At 39.8% G+C, this 19,508-nt stretch carries 16 protein-coding genes; 9 read left to right on the forward strand and 7 right to left on the reverse strand.

Annotation, left to right across the window (positions count from 1 at the left end; all coding sequences use genetic code 11):
* Window positions 1-230: 230 nt before the first annotated feature.
* From ABD769_RS07960 to ABD769_RS07970, 3 genes are all read left to right on the forward strand, one after another.
* Window positions 231-3,239 (forward strand): SusC/RagA family TonB-linked outer membrane protein, encoded by a 3,009-nt coding sequence (locus ABD769_RS07960; RefSeq protein ID WP_344850875.1) that lies wholly within the window; start codon window positions 231-233, stop codon window positions 3,237-3,239.
* A 21-nt stretch (window positions 3,240-3,260) separates the two neighbouring features.
* The gene (locus tag ABD769_RS07965; RefSeq protein WP_344850876.1) at window positions 3,261-4,685 is read left to right on the forward strand and encodes a RagB/SusD family nutrient uptake outer membrane protein; all 1,425 of its coding nucleotides are present in this window, start codon (window positions 3,261-3,263) and stop codon (window positions 4,683-4,685) included.
* A 169-nt stretch (window positions 4,686-4,854) separates the two neighbouring features.
* Complete coding sequence (locus ABD769_RS07970; RefSeq protein ID WP_344850877.1) at window positions 4,855-5,289, forward strand: VOC family protein; 435 nt, start codon at window positions 4,855-4,857, stop codon at window positions 5,287-5,289.
* Window positions 5,290-5,356: 67 nt separating this feature from the next.
* Here the strand turns inward: ABD769_RS07970 and ABD769_RS07975 are convergent, their stop codons facing one another.
* The 5 genes from ABD769_RS07975 to ABD769_RS07995 all read right to left on the reverse strand — a co-directional run bounded on the left by ABD769_RS07975 (window position 5,357) and on the right by ABD769_RS07995 (window position 10,773).
* Window positions 5,357-6,811, reverse strand: coding sequence for a TolC family protein (locus ABD769_RS07975; RefSeq protein WP_344850878.1), 1,455 nt, complete (start codon window positions 6,809-6,811; stop codon window positions 5,357-5,359).
* Window positions 6,812-6,833: 22 nt separating this feature from the next.
* The gene (locus ABD769_RS07980) at window positions 6,834-8,198 is read right to left on the reverse strand and encodes an HlyD family secretion protein (RefSeq protein ID WP_344850879.1); all 1,365 of its coding nucleotides are present in this window, start codon (window positions 8,196-8,198) and stop codon (window positions 6,834-6,836) included.
* Window positions 8,191-9,195 carry an ABC transporter transmembrane domain-containing protein gene (locus tag ABD769_RS07985; protein ID WP_344850881.1) on the reverse strand — a complete coding sequence of 335 codons (1,005 nt, stop codon included), beginning with the start codon at window positions 9,193-9,195 and terminating at the stop codon, window positions 8,191-8,193. Before ABD769_RS07985 ends, ABD769_RS07980 begins: the two co-directional genes overlap by 8 nt.
* 140 nt (window positions 9,196-9,335) lie before the next feature.
* A complete protein-coding gene (locus tag ABD769_RS07990; RefSeq protein ID WP_344850882.1) occupies window positions 9,336-9,674 on the reverse strand; it encodes a hypothetical protein in 339 nt (112 codons plus the stop codon).
* Window positions 9,675-9,882: 208 nt separating this feature from the next.
* A complete protein-coding gene (locus ABD769_RS07995) occupies window positions 9,883-10,773 on the reverse strand; it encodes a winged helix-turn-helix domain-containing protein (protein WP_344850883.1) in 891 nt (296 codons plus the stop codon).
* Window positions 10,774-10,875: 102 nt separating this feature from the next.
* On the opposite strand from ABD769_RS07995, the gene ABD769_RS08000 reads away from it, so the two are divergent.
* On the forward strand, window positions 10,876-11,943 hold the full coding sequence (locus ABD769_RS08000; protein WP_344850884.1) for a ligand-binding sensor domain-containing protein: 1,068 nt from the start codon (window positions 10,876-10,878) through the stop codon (window positions 11,941-11,943).
* Between the two features lie 99 nt (window positions 11,944-12,042).
* Here the strand turns inward: ABD769_RS08000 and ABD769_RS08005 are convergent, their stop codons facing one another.
* Window positions 12,043-12,861: a glycoside hydrolase family 16 protein gene (locus ABD769_RS08005; protein WP_344850886.1), complete on the reverse strand. Its 819-nt coding sequence runs from the start codon at window positions 12,859-12,861 to the stop codon at window positions 12,043-12,045.
* A 265-nt stretch (window positions 12,862-13,126) separates the two neighbouring features.
* On the opposite strand from ABD769_RS08005, the gene ABD769_RS08010 reads away from it, so the two are divergent.
* Together ABD769_RS08010 and ABD769_RS08015 are read left to right on the forward strand one after the other, a co-directional pair.
* The gene (locus tag ABD769_RS08010) at window positions 13,127-13,594 is read left to right on the forward strand and encodes a DUF983 domain-containing protein (RefSeq protein WP_344850887.1); all 468 of its coding nucleotides are present in this window, start codon (window positions 13,127-13,129) and stop codon (window positions 13,592-13,594) included.
* Between the two features lie 46 nt (window positions 13,595-13,640).
* Window positions 13,641-14,513 carry a helix-turn-helix domain-containing protein gene (locus ABD769_RS08015; RefSeq protein WP_344850888.1) on the forward strand — a complete coding sequence of 291 codons (873 nt, stop codon included), beginning with the start codon at window positions 13,641-13,643 and terminating at the stop codon, window positions 14,511-14,513.
* Between the two features lie 239 nt (window positions 14,514-14,752).
* Here the strand turns inward: ABD769_RS08015 and ABD769_RS08020 are convergent, their stop codons facing one another.
* Window positions 14,753-15,649, reverse strand: coding sequence for an AraC family transcriptional regulator (locus ABD769_RS08020; protein ID WP_344850889.1), 897 nt, complete (start codon window positions 15,647-15,649; stop codon window positions 14,753-14,755).
* Between the two features lie 537 nt (window positions 15,650-16,186).
* Here ABD769_RS08020 and spt point away from each other — a divergent pair.
* From spt to ABD769_RS08035, 3 genes are read left to right on the forward strand one after another with little or no spacing between them, the layout of a single operon-like run.
* A complete protein-coding gene (gene spt / locus ABD769_RS08025) occupies window positions 16,187-17,392 on the forward strand; it encodes a serine palmitoyltransferase (protein ID WP_344850890.1) in 1,206 nt (401 codons plus the stop codon).
* Window positions 17,389-18,510: a hypothetical protein gene (locus ABD769_RS08030; RefSeq protein ID WP_344850891.1), complete on the forward strand. Its 1,122-nt coding sequence runs from the start codon at window positions 17,389-17,391 to the stop codon at window positions 18,508-18,510. Before spt ends, ABD769_RS08030 begins: the two co-directional genes overlap by 4 nt.
* Complete coding sequence (locus ABD769_RS08035) at window positions 18,507-19,496, forward strand: NAD-dependent epimerase/dehydratase family protein (protein ID WP_344850892.1); 990 nt, start codon at window positions 18,507-18,509, stop codon at window positions 19,494-19,496. Before ABD769_RS08030 ends, ABD769_RS08035 begins: the two co-directional genes overlap by 4 nt.
* Window positions 19,497-19,508 lie beyond the last annotated feature (12 nt).

A 19,508-nucleotide genomic window follows, 5' to 3' on the forward strand; every position in this document is an offset into this window, starting at 1 on the left:
TACGCAAAAAATAACTTGTGCTGCGAAAAGTCACTGAATCAAACTTTAATAAATCGTTTTATACTTTTTGATAATCAATGATTTAGGTTAATTAGTTTTTTGCGCTAAAAGATGTTTTGTCAACCTAAAGACATAGTTTTGTCATAAAACTTTAAAATTAGTTATAGTGAATATTAGGGGACAGTATATTTGTACCCATATAATAATTAATTATCTAATCTTAAAAAACTATGAAAAAACGCTTACAAAGTTTGTTCATACTGCTGTTTTTTACCCTTTCGGTAATGGCACAGGACAGGACAATCACAGGCACAGTTACTTCACAGGATGACAAGTCGCCTATCCCCGGAGTTAACGTAAAAGTAAAAGGAACGCAGATCGGTGTAAGTACCGATGCCAACGGAAAATTTTCTATCAGTGTTCCTTCTTCTTCATCAACTTTGGAATTTTCTTTTATCGGTTACACTACGCAGAGCAGGGCCATTTCAGGAGCAGGTCCGGTTAACATCGTACTCGTACCCGATTCCAAATCACTTAGCGATGTGGTAGTTACCGGTTATACCGTGCAGAATAAAAAGGATGCAACGAGCGCCATTTCTAAAGTTTCTGCCGATCAGTTTAAGGATACACCGGTTGCCGATCCGAATGAGCTTTTAAAAGGCCGTGTTACAGGTGTTGTGGTAACTTCAGGCTCAGGCCAGCCAGGCGCGGTACAATCAGTACGTATCCGTGGTATCAATTCAATTTCATCAGGCAATAACCCGTTATATGTTATTGATGGTGTTGTGGTGGCCAGGGGCGATTTTAATACCGATACCAATAATGATTTACTGGCCAGCAATCAGGTAACTCCTACGGATATCCTTTCCAATTTAAACCCAAATGATATTGAGAGTTTTGACGTTTTAAAGGATGCATCTGCCATTGCATTATATGGTGCAAGAGGTGCTAACGGTGTAATTGTAATCACCACCAAAAAAGGGAAGATTGGCGCACCTGAATTTAATGTAAGAGCGCAGTATGGAAAAACCAAAGCCAATTTTGGCAATTTTAAGCTAATGGATGCCAGTCAGTTTTTAGCTTATGAAAAAACAGGTTTGATTAATGCGGGGATAACAGATGCCGAAATACCTGATTATTTAACTGCAGCGGGTGGAAACTCCAGCTTTAACTGGATGGATGCGGCTTTCAGAACTGGAACATCTTCAAATTTTGATATCTCGGCCCGTGGTGGAAATGAAGGTACAAAATACTATTTCTCGAGTGGCATAGGCAAGTTGGACGGTACGCTAATAGGTTCGGGGATCAAAAAATATTCCCTTTTATCTAACATCGAACAAAAAATAAACAGCCGCTTTACAGTTGGTTTAAATTTAAACCTTTCTTATTCGGATGGTTTAACTTCTGCAGATGGAAGCCGTTATGGCAGCCCTATTTTGGGATATATTGCCACAGCACCGATTCAATCGCCTTATAAACCTGATGGTTCGTTATACAACGGTAGAGAATCTGGCTGGTATGGACTAACAGGAGATAACTTTTTATACAATACACAATATAATTTTAACAGCAATAAAAACTTCAGAACGCTAGGCCGTTTGTATGGTGATTTGAAGATTTTTGATTGGTTGAAATTATCAGAAAACTTATCTGTAGACTGGATCAATGCAAAACAAAAATTGTATCAGGATGCGCGTACTTCTGATGGTTTTGGTCAGAACGGATCATTAGCTGCTTCGTCCATCGATAACAAATTATATACCACGCAAACCTCACTATCTGGAAGTTATGCACCAAATAGCGATCATTCTTTAACATACCTGGCCATGCTGGAGTACTCTTTTAAAGAAAATGCAGGCATTAGTGCCAGTGGAAAATCAATTATTGCAAACGATCGTTTCCGCTCGCTTAACGCTGCAATATTGCCGGTAAGTGTGGGTGGTAGTACTTCAACACAGGCCATTTTATCTTACATTGGTAATGCAACCTATTCATACCAATCGAAATATAACCTGAATGTGAGTTTACGTCGTGATGAAGCTTCGAATTTTAAAAACAACAAAGCCGAAACTTTTTATGCTGTTGGTGGTGCATGGAGAATCATTAACGAGGATTTTATGAAGGATCAGAAGGTTTTGTCGAATGCAAAACTACGTGCGAGTTATGGTACATCGGGTAATTTAAGCGGTTTGCTTGATTTCGTTTCTTATACTTTGTGGACGCCTGTAAATTACAACGATAACCCGGGTTTAGCACCTTTTCAACTGGGTAATGATGATTTGCGCTGGGAAAAAACAAAGAGTTTTGATTTAGGTTTAGAACTTGGTTTTTTAAACAACCGCATTTCACTGGAAGCTGATTATTACAGCAAAAAAACAAATCAACAGTTATTCTCCCTGCCAATATCTTCAACCAGCGGATTTACGACCATGCCGGTAAATATTGGCCAGGTGCAGAACAGAGGTTTCGAACTTGCGCTTAACACGGTAAATATTGAAGGCGTAGTAAACTGGAAAACCAATTTTAACGTTTCTTTTAGTAAAAATAAGGTAAATGAAACTAAAGATGGTCAGGACCTGGTAACAGGCCAGAATATTACCAGGGTTGGTTTTCCTGTTGGCTCATGGTACATGAGAGAGTGGGCAGGTGTTGATCCGGCCAATGGCGATCCGCTATGGTTTAAAGCTGATGGAACAACTACAAACAACTACAATCTTGCAGAACGCAGGATTATTGGTCAGGCTTTACCTAAATATACTTTCGGTTTAACCAACATTGTGAACTATAAAGATTTAGAACTTTCTTTCTTGTTTTATGGTGCTACAGGCAACATGATTTATAACCAGACCCGTAGTTTTGTAGAAAATACCGCTTACATTAACAGTGGTTTTAACCACTCTGTTGAAGCTGGTGAAGATTTCTGGCAAAAACCTGGCGATAACGTTTCAAGACCAAAACCAATTGCCGGCGGAAATAAAAATGAGTCGTCTGCTTCTTCAAGATTCTTAGAAAAAGGAGATTATTTACGTTTAAAAAATGTAAGGCTTTCGTACTCACTGCCATCAGGTATTTTAGGCAAAACCGGTATTAAGAAAATAACATTTTTCGGACAGGGAGAAAACCTGGTAACGTGGACAGGATATACTGGCGTGGATCCTGAAACAGATGCAACAGGAAACGAATTCTTTAAATATCCGGTAGGAAAAATCTACACTTTTGGTTTAAACGCAACATTTTAAGGCACTTTAACTAAGAATATCATGAAAAAAATATATATCATAGCACTTTTCCTATTTATTGGAAGTGCCTTCATGAGCTCTTGCAAGAAAGAGCTTAATCAACAACCAGACGGCGCATTACTTGATGAAACGGCCATTACCGATTTTCAGACTTTACAGGCTGCAACCATTGGCTGTTATAATTCCATCATCGATTTAAACTGGTATGGCAGAAATTACCCTACCATGCTCGAATTAAGAGGCTCGAATATGTTTATTGCCTCAGCAAATTCAAACCGTTTAACGGCCCCGTATCAATATAATTTTACAGTTGCCAACGCAGATGTTGCAAGTACCTGGAATACGCTTTATAAGGCAATTGCAAGGACAAATAATGTAATTAACAAATCTGCTATTGTAACTGATGGTACACCGGAAGAAAAAGCACAGCTTATTGCAGAAGCAAAATTTGTAAGGGCATTAGCCTATTTCGATTTAACACGTGTTTTTGGCCAGCCATATACTGTAAATAGTGGTGCATCTTTAAGTGTGCCTATTGTATTAACTCCTGGTATTACCCAGCCAAAACGCAATACCGTTGCTGAAGTATATGCACAGGTAATTAAGGACCTTACAGAAGCAAAACCCAATTTACCAACTGATATTGTAAATAAATTCAGGGCTTCAAGATTTGCTGCCTCAGCTTTACTTGCAAGGGTTTATTTGTACAAAGGTGATGCGGCAAGTAATGCATTGGCCATTGCAGAGGCAACAACTGTAATTAACGCAGGTTACACCATGACCACCGCATCGAGCTATGCAGGTACTATTTTCTGGGCCAACCCAGGACAGAACGAAGAAATTTTTACAGCAAAAATTTCCCAGTTTCAGGATTTGGGCTCTGACAACTATGGCCAGTTATACGTTAGTGAGCTTGGTGGTTACGGAGATATTCGTGTAAACCCTGCTTTTAGGGATAGTTATGCAGACAACGATGTCCGTAAAACACAGGTGATTAAAAAAGATGCAACTACAGATGATTACATCACCACTAAATTTTACAGACAGGATAATATTCCGGGATTATACAGCCCTAAAATTTTGCGTTTATCAGAAATGTATTTTATCCGCGCAGAGGCCAATGTTAAGCTAAATACCGCTACAGGTGCTACGCCGGCTGAGGATCTGTCTTCGGTACGTACCATGAGGGGATTACCAGCCTATACCGGCACACCAGCTCTTGCAGATGTTTTAACCGAGAAAAACTTCGAATTTGCTTTTGAAGGCCACCAATGGCAGGATAATTTTAGGAACGGCATTGTTACTGTACGTCCGCAAATAACCGGAGCGTTAAATAATAACAGCAGTTCAAATATTGCAATAACCGATAATAAACAACTTTATCCTATTCCACAAAGGGAAGTGGATGCAAATCCAAATATTAAACCAAATAATCCCGGGTATTAATGTAAAAAGCTTCCTGATATAATACAGGTTGCCGGATTTGGAAAATGTAAAGGAGTAGAAAGCGTTGTCTTTCTGCTCCTTTTTTGCGTTAAAGGGATATTAAAAAGGACTGAAAAAATATATAAAAATCTGGCTCCCAATGATTAATTTAGTTTTAAAAATATAAATCATGAGAGCAATTAATCCCTGGATCAATTTTAATGGTAATGCCGAAGAAGCATTCAATTTTTACAGATCGGTTTTTGGCGGTGAGTTTACCAAAATTATCCGTTTTAAAGATTTATCAGGCCCCGATTTTCAGGTGGCCGACGATGAGGCCAATAAAATAATGTATATCGGCCTGCCGCTTGGCAAAAACAATGTGTTAATTGCCAATGATGTTCCAGGGTTTTTAGGGCCGGTAAGTGAGAATGAAAACCGGTCTAAAATATACGTAAGTGCCGAAAACAGGGAAGAAGCAGAAAAAATATTTAATGGCTTATCGGTAGGAGGAGAAGTTGAAGGACCAATCGGCGAAAGCCCATGGGGTACCTACGCCGGGATGTTCAGGGATAAATATGGTATTGAATGGATTATAGAGTTTGATCCGGATTATAGCAGCTAAGCTGAACTTATTCTTTTTATTGCACAATTAAATAGGCTGTCTAGTTAAGACAGCCTGTTTCAACTCTTTAATTCACTATTTCTCTCGTTCCAGCCTTGTAATATAGTTCTGCCAGCGTTTTCTGGTAACCTGCTATCATACTTTCCTGTTTAATTTTCATATCTATCAGTTTAGTTTCCCTGCTGTTGATTAAAAAAAGTGTGCTTTCGCCCAGGCTAAACTTCTGGTTTTCTCCATTTACCAGGATCTGCTGGTTTTCGATGCTTTTTACCTGTACATTAAGCTGTGCAGCATAAGCAGAAAGATCATTATACGAAGCTATTACATTGTTCCTGATTGCTCTGCCAAACTGTTTGATGTCGTAATCAAGCTCCAGTTGTTTGATCTTCACTTCCCGCAATTTTCCCCGTTCTGAGCGCAAGAAAAGCGGAAAAGCGAACTCTATACCAAATTTATAATTGCTCCAGTTAAAATCGTAATATCCTGGTACATTGCTGTTGAAACCGGTACGGTTAGAAATCAGGTTACCAATTACATTTAGTTTAGGCTTTACCAATTCCTGACGGTAACTTCGCTCGATGGCCAGTTGTTCACCTTTGCTTTTCAGTTTTAAAATTTCAGGGTGTTGATTAGCCGCCTGGCCCAGAAGTGTATCCAGTAATAGGGGATCAGGGCGGCCATTGGCTAAAGTTGTATTTTGCGGAATAGCTTCAACCGGAAGTTCCAATGGATTCCCTTCGTTATTCCAAAGGTGATTGGAGAGGATTAATCTTGCGTTTTGAAGTTCAATAGCCGTTTTCTCCTTTTGTATCATCCGCTCCTGTACGGTAATGTAAGCTTCAACAGAATCGATAACGGGTTTATCGCCAATTATGGTTTGTGCGCTCAGCGCTTTAAATCTTCGTTGTGCAAGGTCCAGCCCTTCATTAACCAGGTCAAATTGTTTGTGGGCATAATACCAGTTCCAATAATCTTTGGCTATCCCGTACCAAACGCTATTAATCTGTTTCAACTGATCAGCCTCTGCATATTCGACCATTATTTTTGATTGGCGGAGCGTGCTTCTCCGGGCATCAATAATTAAACCCTGACCTAACGGGATACTTAAACCGATGGCAGTTAAACCCTGCTGTCCGGTTCGGTTTTCCGGATTGATGTAATTGCCCACATTGCGGTCGTAACCCAGTTTAAGATCTGCTCCGGCAAGCCAAAGCGGAATTTTTAGTTCACTGTTCCATTTGTTGTAATATTCGGTATCCCCAAATAATTTCCTGCTGAAACCTGCTTTTAATGCCGGATCGAAATAACCTAACGATTGCAACACCTTTGCCCTGGCAGATTCGCTTAATAATGCCGCCTGTTTAATTACCGGATGATACCTGAAAACCATTTGCTGCAGGTCTTCAAGACTGAAAACTTTTCCGCTGTCGGGGTTTTCTCTTGGCACAGGATCCTGGGCAAAACAGATCTTCGCCGAGAGCAATATTAAAACAACTACAGTTAATATTTTTTTAAAAGCCATTATCATTTTACAACCTCCATAGCTATTTTTTGTCTTTTGTACTTATTGCAGGTTCCTTCTCCAAACTTGGCGGAAAGCCGTTCAATTGTCGCCATATCTCATACCAAAGTGGAACCGATCGGAGGATAATCCGTCCGTAAACACCTGAGCCTTGTCTTAATTGTGGTGGCCAGGGTTCATCTTTGGTTGGACCAGGATTGGTTTGGCTAACCAAAAGACGGTATTTTCCTCCTGTACTGCTGGTGCGGTCGATAGAAAATACTTTGCCCGCAAAGGTACCTACCGCTACCGATGGCCATCCCGAAAACTGTACCGATGGCCAGCCTTCAAATTGCAAACGAACATCACTCGTATCTAATATCAAGGGAACATCCATTGCGCTTACATAGAGTTCTGCAGCAACCATTGGCGATTTTGGCTGTAGTGTAGCCACCGATTCTCCTTCTTTGATGTTTTCTCCAATACCTGCTTTTAAGGTTTTAACAATAAAGCCGCTTTGCGGAGCCCTTACCACATAAAGGCCGCGCCTGATGCTGAGGTTTGAAATATCGTTACGTAATTTTGCAATATCTCCCTGAGCACTTGCCTTGCCCGATATAGCCGAACTCATGTCGGATTGTGCTTTAGATATTGCTTCCTGGTATTTGGCCCTGATATTATCGAGTTCAATTGAAGCATTTAATAAATTCTGCGTGGCATTATTTAGTTTGTTTCGCTGACTAATCACTTTTGCATTATCTTCCTGCAGTTTAAGCCGGCGTGTTTCAATATCAGTGAGTGAGAAAAGCCCGTTTTTGTAACCCGTTTCGTACCTTTCTAAACGAACTTTGGTGGTTTCATAAAATTTTTGGACTGCCAATAGTTCCGCGCTATCGATGCTTATATAATTTCTGGCCTGCAATACTTTGTTTTCAGCCGCTTTCATTTGAAAATGCAAGCCCTCGGTAAGTGCTTTCATTTGGGCTTTGGTGGCATCTATTTTCTGTCCGGCAGCGGTTTCACTTCCCCGTTTGGCATCCAATTGCTCGTTCAGGCGTGCAGGAAGTTCGGGATCAAAATAAGATTGACTGGTTTCCGAAATCAGGAGTATAGTATCGCCTTTTTTTACTTCCTGTCCTTCACGCACCGCCCAATGTTCAATACGGCCACCAATCTGATTTTGTACCGTTTGAGGCCGATCTTCAGGCCTAAGTGCAGTTACAGTACCACGCCCGGGTATGGTTTGGCGGTAGGGCAGGAATAGCAACAGCACAAAAAAGGCCATGATAAACAGCAATATTCTGCCTAGTCTTTTCGGGCCTTTTGCATTAATGATTTTACTGTTGGCATGTACCGAAAGTGATTCCCAGTTTTGGAGTTGAGCCAGGTTGTTTCCTGTGTTAGCCATGATTAATTTCTCCTTCCTCCAACTCCAGGTCGGTTACTACAGCAAGCTTTTCGCTACCTGTAATCATGTCAAAAACCGTGTTCAGGTTGGTCATCAGTTTTTCAATGGCATAGCTAATCTGTACGATAATTACCTCGGCTGCTACAAACTGGCCAAATGTCATTTGTCGTTCCACTACGAAATAAGAACCTAAAAGCAATAGGGCACCCATCAGTATGGTACGCATGGCCACCGCACTGATGAAAAATTTTTTTAACACACCAAAATGATCATTTCGGGCCTGTATGTAGTTTGCTGTGATTTTATCCGTCCGTTCTATAATCTCTTTTCTTTTGGTATTACTTTGTCTGTACGTATCCAGATCTGAAGCAATTTCTTCAAGGTAAGCCACCACTTCGTATTTATGGCCCGATTCTTCAATGCTTGTTTCTACGCCGCGGCGATAATATAAAACCAGGATCAAGACAATTACAATTAGTACAAATGTGCCAAAAGCCATAAAAACAGGGTGATAAAAGGAAAGCAGTATCACACTAAAAAATATTAATACGGCTGCGGCAACAATATCAACCAGTAGTTTGGTCAAGCCTTTTTGTATGGTGAGGATATCAAAAAAACGATTGACAAGCTCGGTGGGATTTTCTCCCTCCAGTGCTTTCTTTTTAATCCGTGGCAGGCGGAAGGCAAATTCGAGGGCAGCTTTGGTAAAAATCTTTTGCTCAAGAAATTCGACCAGGGTTAATTGGCCGATAAGCAGTAAACCACCAACAACAATGCCGACTAAAATTACTGCAATCAGGATATAGGTGGAACTGTACATCGCTCCGTTAGAGAGCAGGTTAAAAACGGCACTCGTTCCAAGTGGAAGCGAAAGGCCGATTAAGCCAATTAAGATGGCATAAACATAAATATAATTGATGGTTTTGCGTTCGAGGTGAAGCATAAGCACCAATCTTTGCCATGGCGAACGGGCGCCGGCAGCGTGATTATTTTTCATTAATATTTAATTCAGCTATATAAATTATGGACCAGTGGTACGTAATAATTTAACCACTGGATAAATGTGATGTAATTAAGAGTCTATAATATCTCCATTAACATATCCTAAGATATGTTTGCAGCTTGACTCCATTATTGTTAAGAAAGTGCGTCGGGAGGCGGCGTGGGGACATTCTTCGCCGGAAAATTGCTGCAGCCGAAGCACCATGAATATTTATTTGCAGGAAATTGGTCTGCCTGAAAGGCATTTAAGCATACTGAAGGTGATGAATCGCAGATCAGCAGTTTTTTCTTTAGTTTATCGAAAGATTCTTCATCCTTTCCTTTGTTTTCTTCGCTGCTTTTTTCTATAGCATAACTATGATCAGAAGATAAGAATGGAACCAGAGAAAATGTAAAAAATTTCGTCACAAACAGCCCCATTACCAACAGGCCAAAAATGTTCCTCCATAATTTTCTTTTCAGGTAATTCATCATCTGTAATACAAATATATGGACGAAAAACAATGATTAGCCCATTGAAAAGGCGGATTATACCATTTTTTTAAAAGCCTGACATAAATTTTATACTAGGATTAAAACGGGATTAGAAAAGGGCAGATAAAGCTTAATTTACAATTTCAGGAATTTGTTGACAAACCCAGATCATCGTTTCTACATTTTAAAATGCCAAATCGAATGCTCTTCAAACGCTAATTGTAAGCTTATATCCTTTGCCGCGAATCACAACAATTTTGATATGAGGATCAGATTCCAGCTTTTTTCTAAGTTTTGATATGAACATATCCAGACTGCGACCTACAATCACGCCTTCGTCTTCCCAAATCTCTTTTTGCAACCGGCTTCTCTCTATGGTTTCATTGGGCGTACGTGCAAAAATAAGCAACAAACGCGATTCCGTTCCGGTTAGGTCTGTTGTTTCCTCGTTTATGATGAGCTTTCTATTCTTCGCATCAAACATTGCCGAACCCAAATTGAACATATTAGTATCCCGATCATGACTTAAAGCTCTTCCAGGCTTTACCGATCTCAGAAATATAAAACCAACAAATGCTAAAAATGGCAGGCTGCCTAAAACATATCTGCTCTTTGCTGTATTTATGCCTTTCGGTTTAAATTTAATGTTGATCATGTAGCGTGCTTTAGGTTGTTTTCTTCCTATACAGGCTACAATATCATCTTTCTTATCTTTGGATATAGCGAATCCATACGCTACGGTGGAGTTGCCAAAATTAATAACGTTAACAATGTAATCATCTGCCATCGGATCCTTGGCCAGCAAACGCCGTGTAGTATTCACCAGGGCGGAAGATTGAAAAGTAAACTCGTTCTCAAACCTGATCTGGTATTCATTTTCTGCAATCTTTTTTACCGGTAACACCCTCGAAGTACTGTCGCCCGATTGTAAGAGCAATTCATGACCGATCCTGCGGAGCAAAACTTCCCGTTTGGCGAAAACAAAGTCATCACCATCCTCCATACTGAAAGCCAGGCAAACTACAGAGATAAACGAGAGGACTATCAATGCAGGCAGATATTTGCGTTTTCCGTTGAGGAGATTTTGACTAAGATGCATATTGTCAGGTTTTTATTTACAAAGTTTACATTTTTATTTACAATCCAAATTCTTCTGTCCGAAAGATATCAAGGTAATTTCGTTAAATCAATTAGATAAGATATGAAAAATAAAAGAAATGTTTTGTACAGCCTGATAATCATGCTGGCAGGAGTAAGCTGTTTTCCCATACAGGCCCAGCAGAAAAACGGAGTTCAGGATGTCGCTGAAACCAAAAACGCATCTACTTTTCACGGTCCCAAAAGCATGGTTCGTACCGTTAAACAAGATCGAAAGGACAATATTTGGATAACTTCAGGAGAGGGTGTTTTTAAATATGACGGAAAATCTTTTACCAATATAACAGGTAAAGTAAGTTCTGCACGCTTCTTTTCTGTTTTAGAAGATAGAAAAGGAAATTTCTGGTTCGCTACCATTGGTTCTGGTGTTTATTATTATGATGGGAGTTCGTTTCGGAATTTTACGACCAAAAACGGGTTGGCCAGTGATCGGGTTGGGCATATTTATGAAGATAAAAACGGTAATGTTTGGTTTGGTACTGAAAATGGAGCGAGCCGTTATGATGGAAAATCTTTTCAAAATTTTAAAATGAATGAAGCTGCTTCCGCGGCACAGACTGATTCTGTCCATATTTCAGCTTACCAGCAACCGCTTCCAAAAGACAGTTGGATGCATAATGATGTTAATGCTATCATTGAAGATAAAACAGGAAAATTTTGGTTCGCTACAAGGGGTTATATTTCCGTTTACGATGGGAAAAAATTTACCACAATAACCAATAAAGATGGAAAACCTTTTGTAAATGTTCGTTCGATAATCAAAGATAAGCAAGGCAATATCTGGCTTGGCGGAGCTGATGGCCTTTGGCGGTATAATGGCAGTACCTTTACCAATTTCACACAGGGGTTTGTTGGTTATATAACCGAAGATAAAAAAGGCAATATTTGGACGAGTTCAGAAAGCAGCAGCGGTAAAGGTTGGGCACTTTCACGCTATGATTCAAAGTCTTTATCTGATAAAAATCCAATTGTAACCGAAATCACCAATAAACCAATGATCTTCGGGATTTTAGAAGACAATGATGGTAATATTTGGTTTGGCGCTGATGGCCTGTATCGTTACGATGGAAAAACCGTTACCGACTTCGGAGATAAAGAGGGACAAAAATAACCTGAAAGACCTGATAAATATTCACAGCTTACTGTTCATAAAAAAGAGACTGTATCATGCTTATGATTAGTCTCTTTTTATAAATAAGTATTTAGGGCATTAGCTAATATTGTACACCCTCACATAATCTACATTCATGCTCGTAGGCAGCGCAGCATCATCAATCGTTTGTCCGGCCAGGTTTCCACCTACCGCCATGTTAAAAATGATAAAAAACGGTTTATGAAATTCGTCTGTACCATTAATGTTATTGGTTGTATTACCTGTTGCGTATAAATTACCATCAACATACCACCTGATGCCGCTCGAAGTCCATTCTACTGCATAAACATGGTAATCTCCCGGAGTTGTTGTTGTGTTATTGCTGTAATATACATAGCCGTTATTGTCCCAGTGGATGGTGCCTAAAATAGAATTACTCGTATTTACATGTTCCATAATGTCTATTTCGCCACATTTTGGCCATCCCACGCTTCCTATATTGCTGCCCAGCATCCAGAATGCCGGCCACGTACCTTGTACCATTGGCAGTTTCATCCGGGCTTCGATCCGGCCATATTTGATGGAGAATTTGCCGTTGGTATTTATTCTGCCCGAGGTATAAGGCTGACCACCAACCGATTGTTTGCGGGCAGTGATAATCAGGTTGCCTCCGCTTACGCTCACATTACTGGTTTGATAATATTGTTTTTCGTTGTTTACGCCCAAGTTTCCCGTTTCATAATTCCACTTGGCAGCATTTAAGCTGTTGCCGTCAAATTCATCCTGCCAAACCAATGTCAGGGCTCTCGGCGTGGCAGTCTCATCTTTAGGATTGGGGGTTTCGCTTTTCTCGCTTTTTTTGCAGGCCGAGATCAGTACAGTTAACAGCAGCACTATGCCTGCCATCTTTTTCAATTGATTAGATTGTTTTCTCATAATTTGGTTAATAAATGTTTAGGGATATAATATTTGGTTGAAATTTTTATCTGACCTGAATTAATATTGTAATGGGAATTAAAGTATTTTAAATATGACGGGATGGTATTGTAACTATTTAGTATTAATACTACAATGTATGTAATTAAAATTACAAATAAAAATTTATTCCAATCACTAATTGAAGTAAATAGTACCATTAATAAGTTGATTGACACAATTAGATGTGTTTATTTGTTTTTACCTTTGATTAAGGATTTTTATTATGGAAAACAGCACTAATAACCGATATTCAGATTTGAAACTAAGCCAGCAGAAACCCGCTGTATCGCAGTGGAGTGGTTTTATTCATTCTAAATGCCCGAGATGCAGAATGGGGTCGGTTTTTACCGGAGCAGTGTATGGTTTAAAAATTCAAAGAATGAATGAAGTGTGTAGCGTATGTGCCTTAAAATTTGAACGCGAGCCCGGCTACTTTTACGTTTCCATGTTTGTGAGTTATGCCATGAATGTTGCCGAAATTATTTCAATAAGCGTTGCGGCCTATGTTTTAGGACTGGATATTGTTTACGAAAATTTATGGTATTTCGTTTTAGCCATATTTGCCGGTGTAGCCATACTTTCACCATTTAATTACCGCTATTCTAGAATGGTACTGCTTTACTGGCTTTCGCCCGGATTACATTACGATCCATCACGCATTGTGGAAAATAAAGCAAAAACAAACCAGTAAGTTTGAGCAGGGCTCTTAAATGAGTAGATTCGCAATAAATTTGCGAATGAAAAAACTCATACCCATTTTAGATTCCTGCACCTTAACCGATAACAAAAGGGCCGATGTCCTGGTTGACCGGTTGCAGAGTTATTTGGATAAACACCGAAATCTTGTTTTTCCGCACCGGCACAAGTTTTATCATTTCGTTATTTTTACTTCTGGGACAGGGAGCCATTCTATCGATTTTAATACCTACAGCGTAACACCCTGGCAAATTTATTTTATGTCGCCGGGGCAGGTGCATACCTGGGAATTTGGCGAAAATACAGAAGGTTATATCGTAAATTTTGAACGGGATTTTTTTCAGTCCTTTTTGTTGAAGCCCGATTATCTTGAAAATTTCTCTTTTTTTACAGGAGCTGACCTTTCAAATGTAAAAGAGTTGCCCATCGAAATCAGGAATGATGTGGAGGTACTTTGTAAACAATTGTATGCCCAGGTAAACGATCCTTTACATAAAAATATAGATTTTCAGAAAGTGCTGCTGCTCTCACTTCTGATGCTGGTAGAACAGCATTCGCCAGCCATGCAGGCTCAACAGTATCAAACACATAGCATGGTGGTGCTGCGCAATTTTCAGAATCTCGTTGAAGAACATTACCTCCTTAAGAGACTGCCCAAAGACTATGCAGAATTGTTGTACATTACACCGAATCATTTAAACGCCATTTGTAAGGAACTTATTGGTGCACAGGCCGGAGAGGTGATCAGGGAGCGTGTTTTACTCGAAGCCAAGCGTCTTTTAGTGAGTGGTGAGGTTAATATTTCTCAGATTGCCAACGAACTCAATTTTAATGACAATTCATACTTTACAAAATTCTTTAAAAAATACACTGGCTTAACGCCTGAGCAATTTAAAAAAGAGCATTCAGCATAAGATATTTTATCGAGCAAAACTCTTCAGTCATTATCTCATCCCAACTCAATTGGAGATCTTAACGCGTAGCAATACGCCTTAAAATTCCCACCTGCATGGCAGAGACGAATTTATATTAGATTTCTTCACTCGTTATGTCATCCTCAACTTGATTGGGGATTTTATGCCTTGGTAATTGGTTCGCTAGGCAATTCGAAATTCAGGCATGCCAAGGAATCACTAACTTCTTATCAGTTAGCCTAAACCGCAATATTATTCGACATTTTATACTCAGATGGGGTAACACCCGTCTGTTTTTTAAAATATTTTCCGAAAAACGAAGAATTGCTAAAACAAAGTTCTATTGCTACTTCAGAAATATTCATTACATGGCTGGTTAACAATAGCTTTGCCTCCCTGATCACCATTTCATCGATAATTTCCCCGGCTGTTCTATCCGTAACCTGTTTCACCACCTGCGATAAATGCCTCGGCGTAATGCGCAGGCAGTTGGCATAATAAATTACCCGTTTTTCCTTTTTAAAATTTTCTGATACCAGTGCTAAAAAACGGTTGGTTAATTCTGTGCGGCTGTTGTGAACGAATGGAGTAGGGTTTTTCTGTTTGTTTTTTAGTAGAAAAATATCGTACAGTAACTCTAGAAAGCTATTGTGCACAATGTTTTTAATCTGAGGCGTATCTTTCGAAACATTTAGCTTCTTATGCAGGGCAAGCATATCGTAGTAGATGAAGTTATATTCCTCTTTAGAAAGCGAAAATTTATGCGATTGAATATCCTGCGACATCCGGTAAGTTTCACCGCTGTTAAAAAATACACCCTTATTTTTCAGGTAACTCTTATTAAAATGGATACTGATAAATGCAACGCTGCTGTTGTCCGTAATCTCATAAACAGAATGTGGTAAAACCAGTAAAATATCCCTTTGGTTCAGTACATAATCTTCAAAATTGATCCTGATATTAAGTTTCCCTTTGGTAATCAGTATTAAGGCATAACTCGATGTACGAAAAGGCTCCGAACTGCAATAATGTGGATCATTGCTGTTGTGGATTTTCGCCATCAGTCCGTCGTTTAACGAAAGCGCTTCCTCATAATTTTTTTCTGAAAAAGTTTTATTAAGTAAAGTCTGTTGCATAAATCGTTCAACATTTTTTAATAATTTCTTAACAGATATAATCACTTTTACGCACCAGTTCCAGCCATCTTTTTTCGGATGGATTTTGCCCTTTATCTGTCGGATTTTGTACAGGCAAATGTAGCGTTCAGGAGCATTTTTGCAAGCTAAAATTTTTAAAATGACTAATTTCTGATTGATTTTGATGTTTTTGATTAATTAGTTAATGTTTTGTATGTGGTTTAAAAACAGCTATTTATGTGGTTTTTAGGGCGTTTTAAGCTGTTTTTAACTTTTTTACTATTTTATAATAAAAGTCAGAATGTCAATTGGTCAATTCATCTGAATGTCACAATTTGTCAATCCTACATTTTGACCAATATATCCCACGTTTGAACCTTTTTTAGGCTTCAATTCCGCGTTAAAATTGTGTTATCAAATCGTTTGGTTAATGCGGCTTTAATCTGTAGGGTCGGTTCCGGTTTTAACAGCAATATCGTAGCGCAGTCCAGACTTTCAGAACAGGGTTTAAAAAACTGAAGAACAATAGCGTTCAGTATGCGTAAAAAATTACAAGATAGAATTGCCTCTTTTAAGGATGCAGCTATGATAAAAGAAAAAGGATTGTATCCTTATTTCAGGTCGATAGAATCTGCCCAGGATACCGAGGTGGTGATCGATGGAAAAAAAGTACTCATGTTTGGTTCCAATTCCTATTTGGGGTTAACCAATCATCCCAAAATAAAGGAAGCGGCAAAAGCTGCCATCGAAAAATATGGTACAGGCTGTGCCGGCTCGAGGTTTTTAAATGGTTCGTTAGATATTCACTTAGAATTGGAAAGCCGCCTGGCCGAATATGTGGGCAAAGAGGCTGCGGTGCTTTTTAGTACTGGTTTTCAGGTAAATTTAGGGGTGATATCGTGCCTGCTTGATCGTAACGATTACCTCTTGCTGGATGAATACGACCATGCTTCTATTATTGACGGAAGCCGTTTAGCTTTTGCCCGTACCATTAAATATGCGCATAACGATATGCAGGATCTCCGCCGGAAATTAAGCCGTTTGCCAGAGGATGCTGCTAAACTGATTGTTTCTGACGGTATTTTTAGCATGGAAGGCGACCTGGTAAACCTGCCTGAAATGGTAGAAATTGCCAATGAGTTTGGTGCCAATATTATGATGGACGATGCACACAGTTTAGGTGTAATCGGTTTTAACGGTTCAGGAACTGCTTCTCATTTCAACCTTAACGATGAAGTTGACCTCATTATGGGCACCTTTAGCAAATCGCTGGCTTCATTAGGCGGTTTTATTGCAGGGAGTACCGAAACCATCGAATTTATCAAACACCGTGCACGCTCGTTAATGTTTAGCGCCAGTATGCCGCCATCTGCTGTGGCCAGTGTAATTGCTGCGTTGGATATTATCGAATCAGAACCCGAGCGCATCGATAAACTCTGGGACAATACCAATTATGCCAAAAAACTTTTAACCGAAGCGGGTTTTGATATCGGGCACAGCAACAGTCCGATTATTCCCGTTTACATCCGCGATAATACCAAAACCTTTATGATCACCAACATCCTCCAGCAAAATGGGGTTTTCGTTAATCCGGTGGTTTCTCCGGCAGTACCATCCGATTCATCTTTAATCAGGTTTTCGCTGATGGCTACACACAGTTTCGAACAGATTGAAACAGCGATTGAGCAATTAAGTGTTGCTTTTAAGGCCGTTAACGTAGAATTAGTGGGAAGCCAATCATGAGAGAACTGATCAAGGTTTCTGATAAAAAAGCATTGGCCGCATTTGTCGATTTTCCGCATGATTTATATGCCGGCGACGTAAATTACGTGCCTGAATTGTTTATTGCGCAGCGCGATCTGCTTACCCCCGGCAAACATCCTTTTTACGAACATTCTGAAATACAGCTTTTTTTGCTATATGATAAAGGAAAGGTAATTGGACGTATTGCTGCGATTAATAATACCAACCACAATAAGGTATATGAATCGAAGGATGGTTTTTTTGGCTTTTTCGACTGTATCAATGATGCCGCGGCAGCCAAACAGCTTTTTGAAGCAGCACAGGAATGGTTAAAGGAGCGTGGATTAACGAAAGTTTTAGGCCCGGTTAATTTTTCTACCAACGAAGTGTGTGGCTTGCTGATTGAAGGTTATGATGGTCCGCCGGTAGCCATGATGCCTTATAATGCACCATATTACCTGCCGCTTTTGGAGCAAATGGGTTTCAAGAAAAATGTTGATTTAAGGGCTTACCGTTATACCGCCGGCAATTATAGCGACCGTTCGGTGAAGCTGATGGACAGGATAGAGGATCGTTTGAAACGGAACGACATCATTCTCCGCAAAATCAACATGAAGAAATTCAAGGAAGAGTGCAACGCGGTGAGAGATGTGTACAACAAAGCATGGGATAAAAACCTGGGTTTTGTACCGATGACAGATAAAGAATTCGATTATACGGCGAACGACCTGAAAATGATCCTAGATCCAGAATTTTGCATTTTGGCCGAGCAACATGGTAAAATCGTTGGTTTTGCGCTGGCCATTCCGGATATCAACCAGATTCTGATCAAAATTAAACGTGGCAGGTTATTTCCAACCGGTTTAATCAAACTTTTGACCAATAAAAAGAAAATCGATGGCATCCGTATTTTATTGCTTGGTGTGGTTGATGGTTACCGTAAAATGGGGATCGAAGCCTGTTTATATGGCCGGATCATTAAACGTTTCGAAGCCAAAAAAATGAAATATGCGGAGGCGAGCTGGACCCTGGACCATAACGACCTGATCAATAAACCGATTGAGGATATTGGCGGAAAACTGTACCGCAAATACAGGATTTTAGAGAAAGCAATATGAAAAAGCGGGTGTTGATTACAGGAGCGACTGGTTTTGTGGGGTATCACCTGATCAAATCTGCTTTAGCTAATGGGATGGAAGTATATGCCAACGTACGTAATAGTGCTGCTGCCGAACACCTTAAAGCGTTTCAGATCAATTATGTTGACCTGGATTTTGAATCAATTTACCTGCTAAAAGAAAATATTGAGGCGAACAAGTACGATTACATTGTGCATGCCGCTGCGGTAACAAAAGCCAAAAGTTTAACCGATTACAATAAGATTAACGCAACATATACCAGGAATTTAGCCGTAGCCTCTTCAAAATCAGCTCACGCGATAGAGAAATTTATATTCATCAGCAGTCTCGCCGCGCTCGGTCCTTTAAAGCAGAAAAATGAAAAACTGACGGAAAAAAGCGCTTCAAAGCCAGTAACCCAATATGGCATCAGCAAAGCATTAGCAGAAACTTACCTGGCTCAGGTTCCGGATCTGCCACTGATCATATTCAGGCCGACAGCGGTTTACGGACCACGTGAGAAAGATATCTTCATCCTGATTAAAACCATTAAAGCCGGGCTGGAGCTTTACATCGGTAAGCAGGAACAGGAATTGAGCTTTGTGTACGCTACCGATCTGGCTGATGTAATCATCAAAGCACTCACATCTGATGTTGTGGGTAAGGCTTACAATATTTCAGACGGGGCAGTGTACAGGCGCTCGTCGCTTGCAGATTATGTAAGCAAGGCTTTAGGCAAAAAAACAGTAACGGTAAATGTGCCGGTGCCGCTGATTAAAGGCCTGGCCTGGGGGATGGAACGTTTGTATGGCGTATTTAATAAAATTCCGGCTTTAAACGTAGATAAAATAAAAGAACTCACCGCCTTAAACTGGGGCTGTGACATTAAAAATATACAGAAAGATTTTGGTTTTGTGCCACAGTTCGGGTTAGAGCAGGGAATAAACGAAACCATCAGCTGGTACCGAAAAAACAATTGGTTATAAGATTTTAAATAA

Origin of the sequence: Pedobacter jeongneungensis, assembly GCF_039538295.1 — a bacterium.
GTDB lineage: Bacteria > Bacteroidota > Bacteroidia > Sphingobacteriales > Sphingobacteriaceae > Pedobacter > Pedobacter jeongneungensis.